Below are 15,015 nucleotides of genomic sequence, written 5' to 3'. Positions count from 1 at the left end.
CGAAAACCCGAGGGTTTTAGGCGCAATTAAATCAGGAACCAACAAACAACGATACGGCATTAGTCCACACAGTGCCAATCGTTCATTGACATTTAAAATGTTAGATCCAGCACGCCACAGCCATGTGGCGTACTGGATCCGATGATTTGCCGGCTGGTGCTAGCCCTGGATCGGCGATGGGGTGACGCCGAATGGGGCCAGCCCGGCCGCTCCCCCATCGTGCGCGGTCAATACCCAGATGCCGCCCATGTGGAATGCCACGGTGTGCTCCCACTGCGAGGCGTTGGACTTGTCGTTGGTGACAACGGTCCAGTCGTCTTCCAGCACGGAGGTCTCGATGCCACCGCGAACCAGCATTGGCTCGATGGCCAAGCACATGCCCGGCTTGATGCGCGGGCCGCGGTGCCCCGAGTTGTAGTTCAGCACATCCGGTGCCATGTGCATCTGCGAACCGATGCCATGGCCGCAGTAATCCTCGAGGATGCCCAGCTCGTCGCCTGGCTGGCTGGTGACGAAGTCATCGATGGCCTGGCCGATCTGGCCGATGAAGCGTGCGTTGGCCGCCGCGGCGATGCCGGCCCACATGGCCTGCTCGGTGATGTCGCTCAGGCGCTGGTCAGCTGGGTCGATGTTCTCGCCCACCAGCACGGTGCGTGCCGAGTCGGAGTGCCAGCCGTCGATAATGGCGCCGCCATCGATCTTCAGCACGTCGCCGTCCTTCAGCTCGTAGTCCGATGGGAAGCCGTGGACTACCTCGTGATTGACCGAAGCGCAGATGTTCGCTGGGAAGCCATGGTAGCCAAGGAAGTTGCTGGTCGCGTTGTGGCGTTCGAGCACCTTGCCAAAGGCCTGGTTGATCTCTTCGGTCCGCACCCCGGGCCGAGCCATCGCAACGGCTTCGTCCAGCGCTTCAGCCAGCACCAATCCGGCCTGGCGCATCTTCAGGATCTCGGAGTTGGATTTGTACTCGATTTTCGGCTGTCCTAAAGCCAATGTGATTCCCCTGCCTCAAAGTGTGATGTCCTTGCCGCGTGCCGCTGCCGGCAACCGCAAGGTCCATCAATGCAAAAAGTGCGCAGGGACCGGGCTGCAACATCCATTGTTGCTGCACGGTCCCTGCGCGTTGTAACGCTTGTGTCTAGGCGTTGACGTTCAACGCTGCAAGAACACGCTCGGTGACTTCGTCGATAGCGCCCAGGCCGTCGACCTTGCGCACGATGCCGCGTTCCTCGTAGCGCTCCACAACGACGCGAGTCTCGTCGTTGTACAGGCCCAGGCGGTGGCGGATGACCTCTTCGGTGTCATCGGCGCGGCCTTCGATCTGCGCACGCTTCAGCAGACGGGCTACCAGCTCGTCGTCATCAGCGGTCAGCTGCAGCACTGCGTCCAGGGCGATGCCCTTGTTGGCCAGCATCGCATCCAGCGCGTCCACCTGCGCACTGGTGCGCGGGTAGCCATCGAGCAGGAAGCCCTTGGCGACATCGTCCTGGTTCAGGCGGTCTTCAACCATGTTGTTGGTGACCGAATCAGGTACAAAGTCTCCGTTGTCAATGTACTTGCTGGCTTCGAGACCCAGCGGGGTGCCGCCCTTGACGTTGGCACGGAAGATGTCGCCGGTCGAGATGGCGACAATGTCCAAGCGCTCGGAGATCTTTACGGCCTGGGTGCCTTTGCCGGCACCCGGTGGTCCAATAATAAGCAGTCGACTCATCGCAGAAGCCCTTCATAGTTCCGTTGCTGCATTTGAGCATTGATTTGCTTGACGGTTTCCAAACCCACACCAACCATAATCAGGATCGATGTACCGCCAAATGGGAAGCTTTGGTCAGCGTTGAACAGCACGAAGGCAATCAGCGGGATCAACGCAACGAACGCAAGGTACAACGCGCCCGGGAAGGTAATACGGGAAATCACGTACTGCAGGTAATCGGCGGTCGGACGACCAGCACGAATGCCCGGAATGAATCCGCCGTACTTCTTCATGTTGTCGGCGACCTCTTCAGGGTTGAAGGTAATCGCAACATAGAAGTAGGTGAAGCCGATGATCATCAAGGTGTACACCAGCATGTACCACGGCGATGAAGTCGCCGAGTGCTCCTGCAGCCACATCGCCCACTGGGGCAAGGTGCCATCATCGTTCTGGTTGAACTGAACGATCATCTGCGGCAAAGCCAGGATGGAGCTGGCGAAAATCACTGGGATCACGTTCGCCATATTCAGCTTCAAAGGAATATAGGTGGAGGTGCCGCCCACGGTGCGGCGTCCCACGGTGCGCTTGGCGTACTGCACCGGAACACGTCGCTGGGACTGCTCGACGAAGACCACCAGAGCAACAATCAACAAGCCCACCAGCAGCACGCCAATGAAGGTCATGATGCCCTGCGCCTGGAAGATGGCGCCCATCGAGGATGGGAAACCCGAAGCGATGGAGATGAAGATCAGGATGGACATGCCGTTGCCGATGCCACGCTCGGTGATCAACTCGCCCATCCACATGATCAGGCCGGTGCCTGCGGTAAGGGTGATGATCATCAGCAGGATGACAATCAACGAGTCATCCGGGACCAGCGGAAGGGTACAGCTTGGGAACAGGCTGCCGGTACGGGCCAGGGTGACCAAGGTGGTTCCCTGAAGCAGTGCCAAGGCGATGGTCAGGTAACGCGTGTACTGCGTCATCTTGGCCTGGCCGGCCTGGCCTTCCTTGTGCAGGGCCTCGAAGTGCGGGATCACCACACGCAGCAACTGGACGATAATTGCCGCAGTAATGTACGGCATGATTCCCATTGCGAAAACCGAGACCTGCAACAGGGCGCCGCCGCTGAACAGGTTCACGAATGAATAAAGTCCACCGGTGGTTTCACCCATTGCCAGACACTGCTGAACGTTGCTGTAATCAATGCCCGGAGCGGGAATGAATACACCGACACGATAGATCGCAATGATCCCAAGCGTGAACAGCAACTTGTTGCGCAGATCAGGCGTCCGAAAAACTCGGGCTATGGCGCTGAACAAGCGTCCTCCTGAAGTAAGTGCTTGAGCCTGAGGAAGAGATTCTTCCCAGACCTAACGATTCTAGCGGTCTGTTAGGCAATCCTGCCAAATGCGCCACACGAAATGCACACAAATGTTTGCAGGAATGATCCTAAACCGACTAATCAGCCAAGCAATTATAAGAAATCTTAGAATGTTTCGCCGAGAGAAAAAGAAAGTCCCGGTTCACGTTGATTGCTCAACGCGAACCGGGACCATTCAAAGGCTTGACCCTGTATTAGAGGGTGTTTGCCGAGCCGCCAGCAGCAGCGATCTTCTCGGAAGCGGAAGTCGAGAAGGCGTTAACCTTCACGTCAACCTTAACCGTGATGTCGCCGGTGCCCAGCACCTTGACAGGCTGGTTCTTGCGAACGGCGCCCTTGGCAACCAGTGCCTCGACGGTGACTTCGCCACCTTCTGGGAACAGTTCCGAGATCTTGTCCAGGTTTACAACCTGGAACTCGACGCGGAATGGGTTCTTGAAGCCGCGCAGCTTTGGCAGACGCATGTGCAGCGGAAGCTGACCACCTGCGAAGCCTGCCTTCACCTGGTAACGAGCCTTGGTACCCTTGGTACCGCGACCTGCGGTCTTACCCTTGGAGCCCTCACCGCGACCCACGCGGGTCTTAGCGGTCTTGGCACCCTCAGCTGGGCGCAGGTGGTGAACCTTAAGTGCTTTTTCTTCAGCCATCTCTACTTCGCCTCCTCGACCTTCAGCAGGTGTGGGACCTTGTTGACCATGCCAACAGTCACAGGATCGGCGGTGCGAACAACGGTGTGACCGATGCGCTTCAGACCCAGCGAGCGAACAACGTCGCGCTGGCTCTGGTTTCCACCAATGATGGACTTGACCTGGGTGATTGCCAGCTTGGCATCGCTTGGAACAATGTTCTTAGCCATTGATTAAGCACCTGCCTTCTGGGCCTGGATGTGACGCAGCATTGCTGCTGGTGCAACCTCGTCCAGCGGAAGACCGCGGCGAGCTGCAACAGCTTCAGGCTCTTCCAGAGCCTTCAGTGCAGCAATGGTGCCCTGAACGATGTTGATCTGGTTCTGCGAACCCATCGACTTCGACAGGATGTCGTGGATGCCTGCGCATTCCAACACGGCGCGCACTGGGCCACCGGCGATAACACCGGTACCAGGAGCTGCTGGACGGAGCAAGACAACGCCAGCGGCGGCCTCACCCTTGACCAGGTGTGGAATGGTGGTGCCAACGCGTGGAACGCGGAAGAAGGACTTCTTGGCCTCTTCTACGCCCTTTGCGATAGCAGCAGGAACTTCCTTGGCCTTACCGTAGCCAACGCCGACCATACCGTTGCCGTCGCCAACGACCACAAGTGCGGTGAAGCTGAAGCGACGACCACCCTTGACGACCTTGGAGACGCGGTTGATAGCTACAACGCGCTCAAGGAACTTGTCCTTGTCTTCGTTGCGGCTATCCTTCTGGTCGCGACCACGACCGCGGCCTTCGCCACGTCCACGGCCTTCACCACGACCGCGGCCTTCGCCGCGACGGGATCCTGCGTTCTCGGTAGCGGGAGCCGATGCAGTCTCGACTGCTTCAGTAGCTTCAGACACCTGAGTTTCCTTCTTGTTAGTTGCTTCGCTCACAGTGCCAGCCCACCTTCACGTGCGCCGTCAGCAACAGCAGCCACGCGACCGTGGTACTTGTTGCCACCGCGGTCGAAGACAACTGCTTCGATGCCAGCAGCCTTGGCGCGCTCTGCAACGAGCTCACCAATGCGCTTGGACTTTGCGGTCTTGTCGGCATCGCTTGCGCGAAGATCTGCTTCCATGGTCGATGCGCTGGCCAGGGTGATACCCTGCGAGTCGTCTACGATCTGTACGAAGATGTGACGAGCCGAGCGGTTGACAACCAGGCGTGGACGAACGGAGGTACCAACGATGTGCTTGCGCAAACGCTGATGACGACGACCGCGCTGAGCGGACTTGCTCTTGCCCTTGATTCCGATAGCCATGATTACTTACCAGCCTTTCCGACCTTGCGGCGGATGATCTCGCCAGCGTAGCGAATGCCCTTGCCCTTGTAAGGCTCGGTCTTGCGCAGCTTGCGGATGTTAGCGGCAACTTCACCGACGTGCTGCTTGTCGATACCGGCAACGGTGATCTTGTTGTTGCCCTCGACCGAGAAGGTGATGCCTTCAACGGCAGCAACCTTCACTGGGTGCGAGTAGCCCAGAGCAAGCTCCAGCTCGGCACCCTTAGCCTGTACGCGGTAACCGGTACCGTGGATTTCGAGCTTCTTCTCGTAACCATCGGTTACACCAGTGATCATGTTGCTGATCAAGGTACGGGTCAGACCGTGCAGCGAACGAGCCTCGCGGGAGTCGTTCGGGCGGCTGACGGTAACAGTGTTCTCGTCCTTGGCAACGGTGATTGGAGCCTTAACGGTGATCGAAAGTTCACCCTTAGGACCCTTGACGGCGACCAGCTGGCCGTCGACGTTCAACTCAACGTTGGCAGGTACGGAAATCGGAAGACGTCCAATACGTGACATTGTATGTTTCCCCTTTCCCGTTACCAGACGTAGGCGAGGACTTCCCCACCCACGCCCTTCTTTGCAGCCTGACGGTCAGTAAGCAGACCGGAGGAGGTGGACAGGATAGCGATACCAAGACCACCGAGCACGTGAGGCAGGTTGGTGGACTTTGCGTAAACGCGAAGACCTGGCTTGGAGATACGGCGTACGCCAGCGATCGAACGCTCGCGCGATGGGCCGTACTTCAAAGTGATAGTCAGAGTCTTGCCGACTTCTGCTGCTACTTCCTCGAACGAGGCGATGTAGCCCTGTTCCTTGAGGATGTTAGCAATGCGCACTTTCAGCTTGCTCGACGGCATCGACACAGTGTCGTGGTAAGCCGAGTTGGCGTTGCGCAGACGAGTCAGCATATCTGCGACTGGATCTGTCATAGACATGTGGGCTTCAGCCCTTCCTCGTTACGGTTTCCTTAGCGGACCTGTAACGTAGTGAGATTAGTTGTTGGTCTTGAATGGGAAGCCCAGAGCCTTAAGCAAGGCACGGCCTTCGTCATCAGTCTTGGCGGTGGTAACGACAGTGATGTCCATTCCACGTACGCGGTCAACCTTGTCCACATCGATTTCATGGAACATCGACTGTTCGGTCAGACCGAAAGTGTAGTTGCCATTGCCATCGAACTGGCGGTCGCTCAAGCCGCGGAAGTCGCGGATACGAGGCAGTGCCAGGGTGATCAGGCGGTCGACGAATTCCCACATGCGATCGTTACGCAGGGTGGTGTGGGTACCGATTGGCATGCCTTCGCGCAGCTTGAACTGTGCGATCGACTTGCGGGCCTTGGTAACCACTGGCTTCTGACCGGTAATTGCGGTCAGGTCGCGTACGGCGCCTTCAATGAGCTTCGAGTCCTTGGCTGCTTCGCCAACACCCATGTTCACGACAACCTTGGTCAGGGATGGTACCTGCATTGGGTTGGCGTAGTTGAACTGCTCCTGCAGGGCAGGGCGGATGTCAGCTGCGTACTTAGCCTTCAGACGTGGCTGGATCTTGGTGGCTGCTTCAGTCATTACAGATCCTTTCCGGAAGCCTTGGCGTAACGAACGCGTACAGTCTTGGACACGCCGTTCTTTTCTACGGTTTCCTCGCGGAAGCCGACGCGGGTTGGCTTCTTGGTCTCTGGGTCAACCACTGCAACGTTGGAAACGTGCACTGGAGCCTCGACAACCTCGATGCCGCCGGTGGTCGAACCGGATTCGGTCTGACCTGCCTTGGTGTGCTTGGTGACGCGGTTAACGCCTTCGACCAGCACGCGGTTGGACTCGGTAATGACCTTCAGGACCTTGCCCTGCAAGCCACGTTCCTTGCCAGCGATGACCTGAACCAGGTCACCCTTCTTGATCTTTGCGCCCATGGTTACAGCACCTCCGGAGCCAGCGAAACGATCTTCATGAACTTCTTGTCACGAAGCTCGCGGCCCACTGGGCCGAAAATACGAGTACCACGAGGATCGGCAGCGTCACCCTTGAGGATCACTGCAGCGTTCTCGTCGAACTTGATGTAGGAACCGTCTGCACGACGGATTTCCTTCTTGGTGCGAACGACGACTGCCTTTACGACGTCGCCCTTCTTTACGTTGCCGCCAGGAATTGCATCCTTGACGGTAGCGACAATGGTGTCGCCAATGCTTGCGTAGCGACGCTTCGAGCCACCAAGAACACGAATGGTAAGGATTTCCTTAGCACCAGTGTTATCGGCAACCTTAAGTCGCGACTCCTGCTGAATCACTTCTTACTCCTGTCGTCTCGCTGGTTCTCATGAATGAGCCTTGCGGAACGGATATGGTCTCCACGATACGTATCGCTTACCCCCACTGGCGCGGGCGCACCGAATGCTGATCCCAAATGCCGGCAGGGCCGAGGCGTAAAATATCGAGGCTGCACTTGCGCGGCCAAACGGATTTGGACCGCACTGCATTATGTCGAAGGTGGATAGTCCCCGGGCATGATGCGCACAGATTCTTAAGTCTAGCCTAGAGTGGCGCGAATCCGAAATGGTGTGGTAAGAGAAAAGCGAGCGTCGTTCGTCACACCAAGGACACCGCAGATTCGCTGAATTTCGGGGTTTTGGTACTGCCATCCAGCTGGGCAACTGGTCGCTTGCGGTGGCATCAGAGTGCCATTCGAGGTAGCCCATGCGCCACAGAAGATAAAAAGCGGCTGAATCGCCAAAAGTGAAACTATTTTTCGGTCAGCCCTGGGCAGCTCCAGCATCCGGCCGTCACCGGCAGGAATCATTGCTCAGCGACGGAATTCGACCGTGGCGCTCACCGCAAGATGATCCGAGCCGTCGATGATGTGAGAAGAAGAGCCCGTGATGGACAGGCCCCTCGCCACGATATGGTCAATGCCGATCAATGGCGGGAAGCTCCGGCTGGCTGGCCAGGTCGCGCGGGGCCAGATTCCATCAGCCTGCGCATACCCGTGTCCCAGGGCACAGAATCCTGGATGGGAGCGAACTGAGTTGAAGTCGCCAGCAAGGATAACGGGATGATCACGCTGCTGATTCGACCAGTCGATGACTGCTTCCAAGCCCTGCCTCCATCGTTGCGCATCGCCAACCGGCGGATAGACATGGATGCCGGCCACCCGCACGATCCCACCGGGTGCCTGCACATCGGCAACCGGCAAGGAGTACCAACCGGTGTCCGCTGAATCCAGATCGGTGGAGCGTTCCTGCAATGGGTACTTTGAGAAAATCACGGTATCCCGTTCTCCCCCGGCGGGTGCCTCTTGGCTCCGATAGCCAAATCCATCCAGCGCGTCCAGCCCTGCGAGTTGCTGGTGCATTGGTTCGCTGGTTTCAACAAGGACGAGAATCTGCGGATCCGTGTCCCTGATCAGTTCAGCGAGCTGCGCCGGATTCGCTCCTGCCTTCAGGGCATTGAACGATAGGAGAACCAGCTCGGAGCTGCCGTTTCCGGTCTGGCCAGCGGGAGAGCTCCATTGCACGTTGGGCAGTGTACCGCAGAGCAGGAACACCAGCACGAACCCGCTGATGAGCCATTGCTTGCGCAGTAGCCCGATAACCAGAACCACTGCCGGGAAGAGCAACAGATATGGCTGGAATGCCTGAAGCTTGGGAATCAATCCTGCACCGGGGAAACCCAGATACGGGAGTATGCCAATAGCTAGGGAAGCAACAAGAAGCGAACCCATAGGCCATCCCAGGGAAGGTTTTCGGGCACGCGTCATCGTCATCATCATCCGAGCCTATTCGAAGCAGATGACAATTCCGGCAAGGACACTTCCGCCTAGGTACGATAGCGGCTCGATGCGATTGCGACTGCCCTTGGCTTCTTCATGACTGCTGCGAGGCCCACTGCGCGACGCGCTGGGCGCTCTCTTCCAGCGACAGGTCTTCCACCCTGGACATGATGGACCAGCGCACACCGAAGGGATCCAGAATCGAAGCGAAGCGGTCACCCGAGACGAAGTTGCCCAGTGGTTCTCGGATACTGGAACCGGCAGCCTCGGCCCTGGCCACCACCTCATCTGCGTTTTCGCAGTAGAAACCCAAGGAATAGCAGGCATTCGGCGAAGCTGGCGGGCTGACTAGTCCGTAGGCCGGCGAAGGTTCCCCGATCTGCAAACGGCCATTGCCGAATGCAATTTCTGCATGCACGACAACGCCTCCCATTTCGGTGGAATCTACCATTGTCGCACCGAATACTTCTTCATAGAATCCCAGCGCTGCCCTTGCGTTGGGCACAGCCAAGAATGGCGTCAGACTGGTGAATCCATGAGGGACACCGGCAGTTGTATGCATTCCCGTCACACCTTGCGTGACTTCATCTTGATTTTCCATGTCCCTAGGCTAAGTCTGTGTGGCACGCTGGTTCTTGTAGATATGCGACAACCTGCACGGGTGGTAGAGGCCATGGAATCAGCACCGGATCCGCGAGGCGTTCTCTATCCTGCCCGGCTACCGGCAATCGAGCGATTCTCCCCCGGTCCAGGACTGCAGGAATTGGTCTCCTGGTTTTGGCTGGTGGATTGGAACATCGCGCCCGGACGTACCTCACGGCAAGAACTCCTGCCCTTTCCGCAAATGAATCTGGTTATTGAGCCAGGAGGCATTACGCTTTCCGGCCCGGCCAGCGGCGCTTCGCACCGCGACCTGGCCGGGAGCAGTTGGGCAGTCTCCGCCTTGTTGCGCCCAGCGGCTGCGCAGGCTCTCAATGTGTCCCCCGCAGAGATGCTGGACCAGGAAATCCAGTTCAGCGCACCTGGGCTGCTGGCCTCGATAACAAGGATGAAGACTCAACCCGGCCACGGGAACTCCGGTTCGGCCTGTGCCGAGCTCTTCGATTCGTGGCTCACCGCTCACCTTCCAGCAGCCACAAGTTCTGGCCTCCAAGCTAATAAGCTGCTCGACACCGTCGCAGCGGAGCGCGGAATCGTAAGGGTCTCCCAACTGGCCCATCGCTTGTCGCTCAGTACACGAAGTCTGCAACGGATTTCGGAAAGGTATTTGGGACTGGCTCCGCTGGCGGTGATTCGGCGGTACCGTTTGCAAGAGGCTGCTCATCGGCTGCGCGCAGACACTGCAGTTTCTATCGCTGGCATCGCAGCGGAAATGGGGTATGCGGATCAAGCCCATCTAGCGGCAGACTTCCGCAAAGTCTTGGGCTACTCCCCTGATACCTATCGAAAGGGCCGGACCTAGTCCGGCAGTACCGCCGCCACGGCACTGATTTCAACCAGCGCACCTGGCACACCGAGCTTCGCGACGAAGGCTGCAGACACCAGGGGTGGTTCAGTGGCTGCCAACTGTTCGCCTATGGCTCCATAGACGCTGATGACGTCGGTTCCTTCCACCAGCAGCACGTTCCACTGCACAACATCCTGGAATCCCGCGCTGGCCGCCGCCAGTGCGAGCTTGGCGTTTCCCAGTGCCTTGGTCGCCTGCGTTGCGGCATCCCCGGCTCCGATCAGCTGCCCTGTGCCGTCTACAGCGTTCTGCCCGCCAACATAGATAGTCGTGGCACCCGGCGGGACGATGGCTACGTGGCTGAAAGCTGGGGAGTTGACAAGGCCAGCGGGACGCAGTTTCCTGATCTGTTCCATAGTCCAGTGTGGCATTTTATTCACTGCTTTTTAAGACAGAAATGCCCCGAACTCTTCTTGCGAAGTGTTCGGGGCATTCTTCAATCACGAGATCCGTGAAATCGAAGCGAAAGCTTACTTAGCCTTCTCCACGATCTCAACGAGACGCCAGCGCTTGTCAGCAGACAGCGGGCGGGTCTCAGCGATGACAACCAAGTCGCCGATGCCGGCGTCGTTGTTCTCGTCGTGAGCCTTCACGTTCTTGTTGCGACGCATGACCTTGCCGTAAAGGGCGTGCTTAACACGGTCCTCAACGTCAACGACGATGGTCTTCTGCATCTTGTCAGATACCACGTAACCACGGAGGGTCTTGCGGTCGTTACGCTCGGTAGCGTTATCCACACCGTTCTCCTTCTCGCTCATTACTTGGAATCCTTCTTGGTTTCTTCAACCGGAACAACGACATCCTGACGAATGCCCAGCTCGCGCTCGCGCAGCACAGTGTAAATGCGTGCAATATCGCGCTTGATGGTCTTCAGGTTCCCGTGGGAATCCAGCTGGCCGGTAGCCGACTGGAAACGCAGGTTGAACAGTTCTGCCTTGGCCTTCTTCAATTCCTCGTTCAAACGAGCGGTATCGAAGCCGTCCAGGGACTCAATGCTAAGGTCTTTCGAGCCGATAGACATCCCTATTCACCACCTTCACGACGCACGATGCGTGCCTTCATTGGCAGCTTGTGGATTGCAAGACGCAATGCCTCTTTAGCTACCTCTTCACTGACGCCACCGAGTTCAAACATGACTCGTCCTGGCTTTACGTTGGCGACCCACCACTCCGGCGAACCCTTACCGGAACCCATGCGGGTTTCGGCAGGCTTCTTGGTAAGCGGACGGTCTGGGTAGATGTTGATCCAGACCTTACCGCCACGCTTGATGTAACGGGTCATGGCGATACGAGCGGCTTCGATCTGACGGTTAGTCACGTAAGCCGGGGTCAACGCCTGGATGCCGTACTCACCGAAAGCAACGGTGGTACCGCCCTTGGCAGCACCCGAACGCTTTGGGTGGTGCTGCTTGCGGAACTTCACACGACGTGGGATAAGCATTTAAGCCTGTCCTCCTTCCGCAGCCGGAGCTGCAGCGCCCTTGCGATCGTTACGACGACGGCGTTCGCCGCCACGTGGACGGTCGTTGCCGCCACCGCGGCCGCCACGAGCTGGAGCAGCAGCCTGCTGTGCAGCCAGTTCCTTGGCGGTTACGTCACCCTTGTAGATCCAGACCTTCACGCCGATACGGCCGAAGGTGGTCTTGGCTTCGAACTTGCCGAAGTCGATGTTCGCGCGCAGGGTGTGCAGTGGCACACGGCCTTCGCGGTAGAACTCCTTGCGGGACATTTCTGCGCCGCCAAGTCGACCGGAGCACTGAACGCGGATGCCCTTGGCACCAGCGCGCATTGCCGACTGCATTGCCTTCTTCATCGCACGGCGGAAAGCCACGCGGGAAGCAAGCTGCTCGGCGATGCCCTGGGCGACCAGCATGGCCTCCATGTCAGGGTTCTTGACCTCGAGGATGTTCAGCTGAACCTGCTTCTTGGTGAGCTTTTCCAGCTCGCCACGAATACGGTCAGCTTCTGCGCCGCGACGACCAATGACGATACCTGGACGTGCAGTGTGGATATCCACACGTACGCGGTCACGGGTACGCTCGATCTCGACGCGGGCGATGCCAGCGCGATCCATGCCGTTAGACAGCAGGGCGCGGATCTGGACATCTTCCTTCACGTAGTCAGCGTAACGCTGGCCTGGCTTGCTGGAATCAGCGAACCAGTGGGAAACGTGATCGGTGGTGATGCCGAGACGGAAACCGTTCGGGTTAATCTTCTGTCCCATTTAGTTCTCCCCACCCTTCTGCGTGGTTGAAACAACCACAGTCACGTGGCTGGTGCGCTTCTTGATCTGGAATGCGCGACCCTGTGCACGCGGCTGGAACCGCTTCATGGTCGGACCTTCGTCAACAAACGCTTCGCTGATAAACAGCTCGTCCTCATTGAATGCTTCACCTGCGCGGTCCGCGGCGGCACGGGCGTTAGCCACTGCCGATGCGACAACCTTGTATACCGGCTCCGAAGCTGCCTGTGGGGCAAACTTCAAGATGGCCAGTGCTTCGTTGGTCTGCAGACCACGAACAAGGTTGACGACGCGCCGGGCCTTCATAGGCGTTACGCGGATGTGACGCGCAATTGCCTTGGCTTCCATTGCTATCCTTCTCTCGTCTATCGAAGAAGTGCTAAGCGATACTAGTACCCTTGCGGGGCCTAGCGGCGCTTGCCCTTCTTGTCGTCCTTCACGTGGCCACGGAACGTACGGGTTGGGGCAAACTCTCCGAGCTTGTGTCCAACCATCGATTCGGTTACGAACACAGGAATGTGCTTGCGACCGTCGTGTACGGCGATGGTGTGTCCCAGCATGTCCGGGATGATCATCGAACGGCGGGACCACGTCTTGATGACGTTCTTGGTGCCCTTATCGTTTTCAGCAACGACCTTTAGGAACAGGTGCTGATCGACGAAGGGGCCTTTCTTCAGGCTGCGTGGCATGTTTCCAGGCTCCTATCGCTTGTTCTTGCCGGTCTTGCGGCGACGCACAATGAGCTTGTCGCTTTCCTTGTTTGGACGACGGGTGCGTCCCTCACGCTTACCGTTAGGGTTGACCGGGTGACGACCACCGGAGGTCTTGCCCTCACCGCCACCATGTGGGTGGTCAACTGGGTTCATGACAACACCGCGAACGGTTGGGCGTACGCCCTTCCAGCGCATACGGCCGGCCTTGCCCCAGTTGATGTTGATCTGCTCAGCGTTGCCAACTTCGCCGATGGTTGCGCGGCAGCGCACATCAACGTTGCGGATTTCACCCGAAGGCAAACGCAGCTGGGCGTAGCGGCCCTCACGGGCTACCAGCTGGATCGATGCACCAGCGGAACGAGCCATCTTAGCGCCGCCGCCTGGGCGAAGCTCAACAGCGTGAATCACGGTACCAACCGGGATGTTACGCAGTGGCAGGTTGTTGCCTGGCTTGATGTCGGCGCTTGCGCCGGCCTCAATTGGGTCACCCTGCTTGAGGTTGTTCGGTGCGATGATGTAGCGCTTGGTGCCGTCCACGTAGTGGAGCAGTGCGATACGAGCGGTACGGTTCGGGTCGTACTCGATGTGAGCGACCTTTGCCGGAACGCCGTCCTTGTCGTGACGACGGAAGTCGATAACACGGTAGGCGCGCTTGTGTCCGCCACCCTTGTGACGGGTGGTGATCTTACCGGTGTTGTTACGGCCGCCTGACTTGGTCAGGGGACGAACCAACGACTTTTCCGGAGTCGATCGGGTGATTTCTGCGAAGTCGGCTACCGACGAGCCGCGAAGGCCCGGGGTAGTCGGCTTGTACTTACGAATTCCCATTATTAATATTCCTCGTTAAAGTGGTCTCCGCTTAGGAAAGCGGACCGCCGAAGATGTCAATCGAGCCGTCCTTCAAGGTGATGATGGCGCGCTTGGTGCTCTTGCGCGATCCCCACCCGAAGCGGGTGCGCTTGCGCTTACCAGCTCGGTTGATGGTGTTTACGGAGTCAACCTTGACGTTGAAGATCGCTTCAACGGCGTACTTGATTTCCGACTTGTTGGAGCTTGGTGCCACCTCGAAGGTGTACTGACCTTGATCGATCAGACCGTAGCTCTTTTCCGATACGACAGGTGCGATGACCACGTCGTGTGGAGCCTTTGAGAACGCGCTCACTTGGCTTCCTCCTTCTGGACCAGGGCATCGAAGGCAGCCTTGGTGAAGACTACGTCATCCGAAACCAGAACATCGTAGGTGTTCAGCTGGTCGACGTACAGAACGTGCACATTGACGAGGTTGCGAACCGAAAGGGCTGCAACATCGTTGGCGCGATCGATGACGACAAGCAGGTTCTTGCGCTCGGTGAGCGAACGCAAGGTAGCCAGAGCATCCTTGGTCGAAGGCGTTTCGCCAGCAACCAAGTTCTCAATCACGTGAACGCGATCGAAGCGTGCGCGATCAGACAGGGCGCCGCGCAGTGCAGCAGCCTTCATCTTCTTCGGGGTACGCTGCGAGTAATCACGTGGGGTTGGACCGTGGACAATGCCACCGCCGGTCATGTGCGGAGCACGGATCGAACCCTGACGGGCGCGGCCGGTACCCTTCTGCTTGAACGGCTTGCGACCTGCACCCGAAACCTCGGAGCGGTCCTTGGTCTTGTGGGTACCCTGGCGGGCAGCAGCAAGCTGTGCAACGACAACCTGGTGCAGCAGCGGGACGTTGGTCTGTACGTCGAAGATCTCTGCAGGCAGTTCGACGTTAAGTGCCTTAGTCAT

Annotated in this window: 25 protein-coding genes; 1 reads left to right on the top strand and 24 read right to left on the bottom strand. The window is 58.2% G+C overall.

Translation table 11 applies throughout. The features are described 5' to 3' along the window. Nucleotides 1–159: 159 nt before the first annotated feature. From map to ACIQTS_RS00695, 14 genes are all read right to left on the bottom strand, one after another. On the bottom strand, nt 160–993 hold the full coding sequence (gene map / locus ACIQTS_RS00760) for a type I methionyl aminopeptidase (protein WP_105657649.1): 834 nt from the start codon (nt 991–993) through the stop codon (nt 160–162). 145 nt (nt 994–1,138) lie between these two features. Beyond that, the gene (locus ACIQTS_RS00755; RefSeq protein WP_105657650.1) at nt 1,139–1,711 is read right to left on the bottom strand and encodes an adenylate kinase; all 573 of its coding nucleotides are present in this window, start codon (nt 1,709–1,711) and stop codon (nt 1,139–1,141) included. Beyond that, nucleotides 1,708–3,012, bottom strand: coding sequence for a preprotein translocase subunit SecY (gene secY, locus ACIQTS_RS00750; protein WP_105657651.1), 1,305 nt, complete (start codon nt 3,010–3,012; stop codon nt 1,708–1,710). The genes ACIQTS_RS00755 and secY overlap by 4 nt, the downstream gene beginning before the upstream one ends. Nucleotides 3,013–3,268: 256 nt before the next feature. Then, entirely contained in the window at nt 3,269–3,721 is a 453-nt protein-coding gene (gene rplO, locus ACIQTS_RS00745; protein WP_105657652.1) for a 50S ribosomal protein L15, read from the bottom strand. A 2-nt stretch (nt 3,722–3,723) separates the two neighbouring features. Then, on the bottom strand, nt 3,724–3,930 hold the full coding sequence (gene rpmD / locus ACIQTS_RS00740) for a 50S ribosomal protein L30 (RefSeq protein ID WP_073705901.1): 207 nt from the start codon (nt 3,928–3,930) through the stop codon (nt 3,724–3,726). Between the two features lie 3 nt (nt 3,931–3,933). Next, a complete protein-coding gene (gene rpsE, locus ACIQTS_RS00735) occupies nt 3,934–4,611 on the bottom strand; it encodes a 30S ribosomal protein S5 (protein WP_181148849.1) in 678 nt (225 codons plus the stop codon). 29 nt (nt 4,612–4,640) lie between these two features. Beyond that, nucleotides 4,641–5,012 (bottom strand): 50S ribosomal protein L18, encoded by a 372-nt coding sequence (gene rplR, locus ACIQTS_RS00730; protein WP_105657654.1) that lies wholly within the window; start codon nt 5,010–5,012, stop codon nt 4,641–4,643. Between the two features lie 2 nt (nt 5,013–5,014). After that, nucleotides 5,015–5,551 carry a 50S ribosomal protein L6 gene (gene rplF / locus ACIQTS_RS00725; protein WP_105657655.1) on the bottom strand — a complete coding sequence of 179 codons (537 nt, stop codon included), beginning with the start codon at nt 5,549–5,551 and terminating at the stop codon, nt 5,015–5,017. Between the two features lie 20 nt (nt 5,552–5,571). Next, complete coding sequence (gene rpsH / locus ACIQTS_RS00720) at nt 5,572–5,970, bottom strand: 30S ribosomal protein S8 (protein WP_013349671.1); 399 nt, start codon at nt 5,968–5,970, stop codon at nt 5,572–5,574. A 57-nt stretch (nt 5,971–6,027) separates the two neighbouring features. Beyond that, entirely contained in the window at nt 6,028–6,597 is a 570-nt protein-coding gene (rplE, locus tag ACIQTS_RS00715; RefSeq protein WP_038992189.1) for a 50S ribosomal protein L5, read from the bottom strand. Further along, nucleotides 6,597–6,941 carry a 50S ribosomal protein L24 gene (rplX, locus tag ACIQTS_RS00710; protein WP_013349673.1) on the bottom strand — a complete coding sequence of 115 codons (345 nt, stop codon included), beginning with the start codon at nt 6,939–6,941 and terminating at the stop codon, nt 6,597–6,599. The genes rplE and rplX overlap by 1 nt, the downstream gene beginning before the upstream one ends. Before the next feature lie 2 nt (nt 6,942–6,943). After that, complete coding sequence (gene rplN / locus ACIQTS_RS00705; RefSeq protein ID WP_013349674.1) at nt 6,944–7,315, bottom strand: 50S ribosomal protein L14; 372 nt, start codon at nt 7,313–7,315, stop codon at nt 6,944–6,946. Between the two features lie 512 nt (nt 7,316–7,827). After that, nucleotides 7,828–8,745 (bottom strand): endonuclease/exonuclease/phosphatase family protein, encoded by a 918-nt coding sequence (locus tag ACIQTS_RS00700; RefSeq protein WP_402470528.1) that lies wholly within the window; start codon nt 8,743–8,745, stop codon nt 7,828–7,830. A gap of 142 nt (nt 8,746–8,887) precedes the next feature. Further along, on the bottom strand, nt 8,888–9,394 hold the full coding sequence (locus ACIQTS_RS00695) for a VOC family protein (protein ID WP_332730658.1): 507 nt from the start codon (nt 9,392–9,394) through the stop codon (nt 8,888–8,890). 72 nt (nt 9,395–9,466) lie between these two features. Here ACIQTS_RS00695 and ACIQTS_RS00690 point away from each other — a divergent pair, with 72 nt between their 5' ends. Continuing rightward, complete coding sequence (locus tag ACIQTS_RS00690) at nt 9,467–10,255, top strand: helix-turn-helix domain-containing protein (protein WP_402470524.1); 789 nt, start codon at nt 9,467–9,469, stop codon at nt 10,253–10,255. Here ACIQTS_RS00690 and ACIQTS_RS00685 read toward each other — a convergent pair. The 10 genes from ACIQTS_RS00685 to rplD form a co-directional block, all read right to left on the bottom strand. Continuing rightward, nucleotides 10,252–10,671, bottom strand: coding sequence for a RidA family protein (locus tag ACIQTS_RS00685; protein WP_402470521.1), 420 nt, complete (start codon nt 10,669–10,671; stop codon nt 10,252–10,254). The two genes, ACIQTS_RS00690 and ACIQTS_RS00685, sit on opposite strands and share 4 nt — an antisense overlap. A 99-nt stretch (nt 10,672–10,770) precedes the next feature. After that, complete coding sequence (rpsQ, locus tag ACIQTS_RS00680) at nt 10,771–11,058, bottom strand: 30S ribosomal protein S17 (protein ID WP_105657660.1); 288 nt, start codon at nt 11,056–11,058, stop codon at nt 10,771–10,773. Next, nucleotides 11,058–11,321, bottom strand: a complete 264-nt coding sequence (gene rpmC, locus ACIQTS_RS00675; RefSeq protein ID WP_105657661.1) for a 50S ribosomal protein L29 — start codon at nt 11,319–11,321, stop codon at nt 11,058–11,060. Before rpmC ends, rpsQ begins: the two co-directional genes overlap by 1 nt. 2 nt (nt 11,322–11,323) lie before the next feature. After that, entirely contained in the window at nt 11,324–11,740 is a 417-nt protein-coding gene (gene rplP, locus ACIQTS_RS00670; protein ID WP_105657662.1) for a 50S ribosomal protein L16, read from the bottom strand. Further along, a complete protein-coding gene (rpsC, locus tag ACIQTS_RS00665) occupies nt 11,741–12,523 on the bottom strand; it encodes a 30S ribosomal protein S3 (RefSeq protein WP_013349682.1) in 783 nt (260 codons plus the stop codon). It abuts the gene before it with no gap. Next, a complete protein-coding gene (gene rplV / locus ACIQTS_RS00660) occupies nt 12,524–12,889 on the bottom strand; it encodes a 50S ribosomal protein L22 (RefSeq protein ID WP_013349683.1) in 366 nt (121 codons plus the stop codon). It abuts the gene before it with no gap. Nucleotides 12,890–12,948: 59 nt separating this feature from the next. Continuing rightward, on the bottom strand, nt 12,949–13,230 hold the full coding sequence (rpsS, locus tag ACIQTS_RS00655; protein ID WP_013349684.1) for a 30S ribosomal protein S19: 282 nt from the start codon (nt 13,228–13,230) through the stop codon (nt 12,949–12,951). A gap of 12 nt (nt 13,231–13,242) precedes the next feature. After that, nucleotides 13,243–14,082: a 50S ribosomal protein L2 gene (gene rplB / locus ACIQTS_RS00650; protein WP_105657663.1), complete on the bottom strand. Its 840-nt coding sequence runs from the start codon at nt 14,080–14,082 to the stop codon at nt 13,243–13,245. Between the two features lie 31 nt (nt 14,083–14,113). Continuing rightward, nucleotides 14,114–14,416 carry a 50S ribosomal protein L23 gene (gene rplW / locus ACIQTS_RS00645; protein ID WP_013349686.1) on the bottom strand — a complete coding sequence of 101 codons (303 nt, stop codon included), beginning with the start codon at nt 14,414–14,416 and terminating at the stop codon, nt 14,114–14,116. Further along, a complete protein-coding gene (gene rplD, locus ACIQTS_RS00640) occupies nt 14,413–15,015 on the bottom strand; it encodes a 50S ribosomal protein L4 (protein WP_105657664.1) in 603 nt (200 codons plus the stop codon). The genes rplW and rplD overlap by 4 nt, the downstream gene beginning before the upstream one ends.

The sequence above is a fragment of the Glutamicibacter sp. NPDC090743 genome (assembly GCF_044769125.1).
Taxonomy (GTDB): domain Bacteria; phylum Actinomycetota; class Actinomycetes; order Actinomycetales; family Micrococcaceae; genus Glutamicibacter.
Note: the sequence above shows the minus strand (reverse complement) of the source record. Positions and strands in the feature narration are given on the sequence as shown.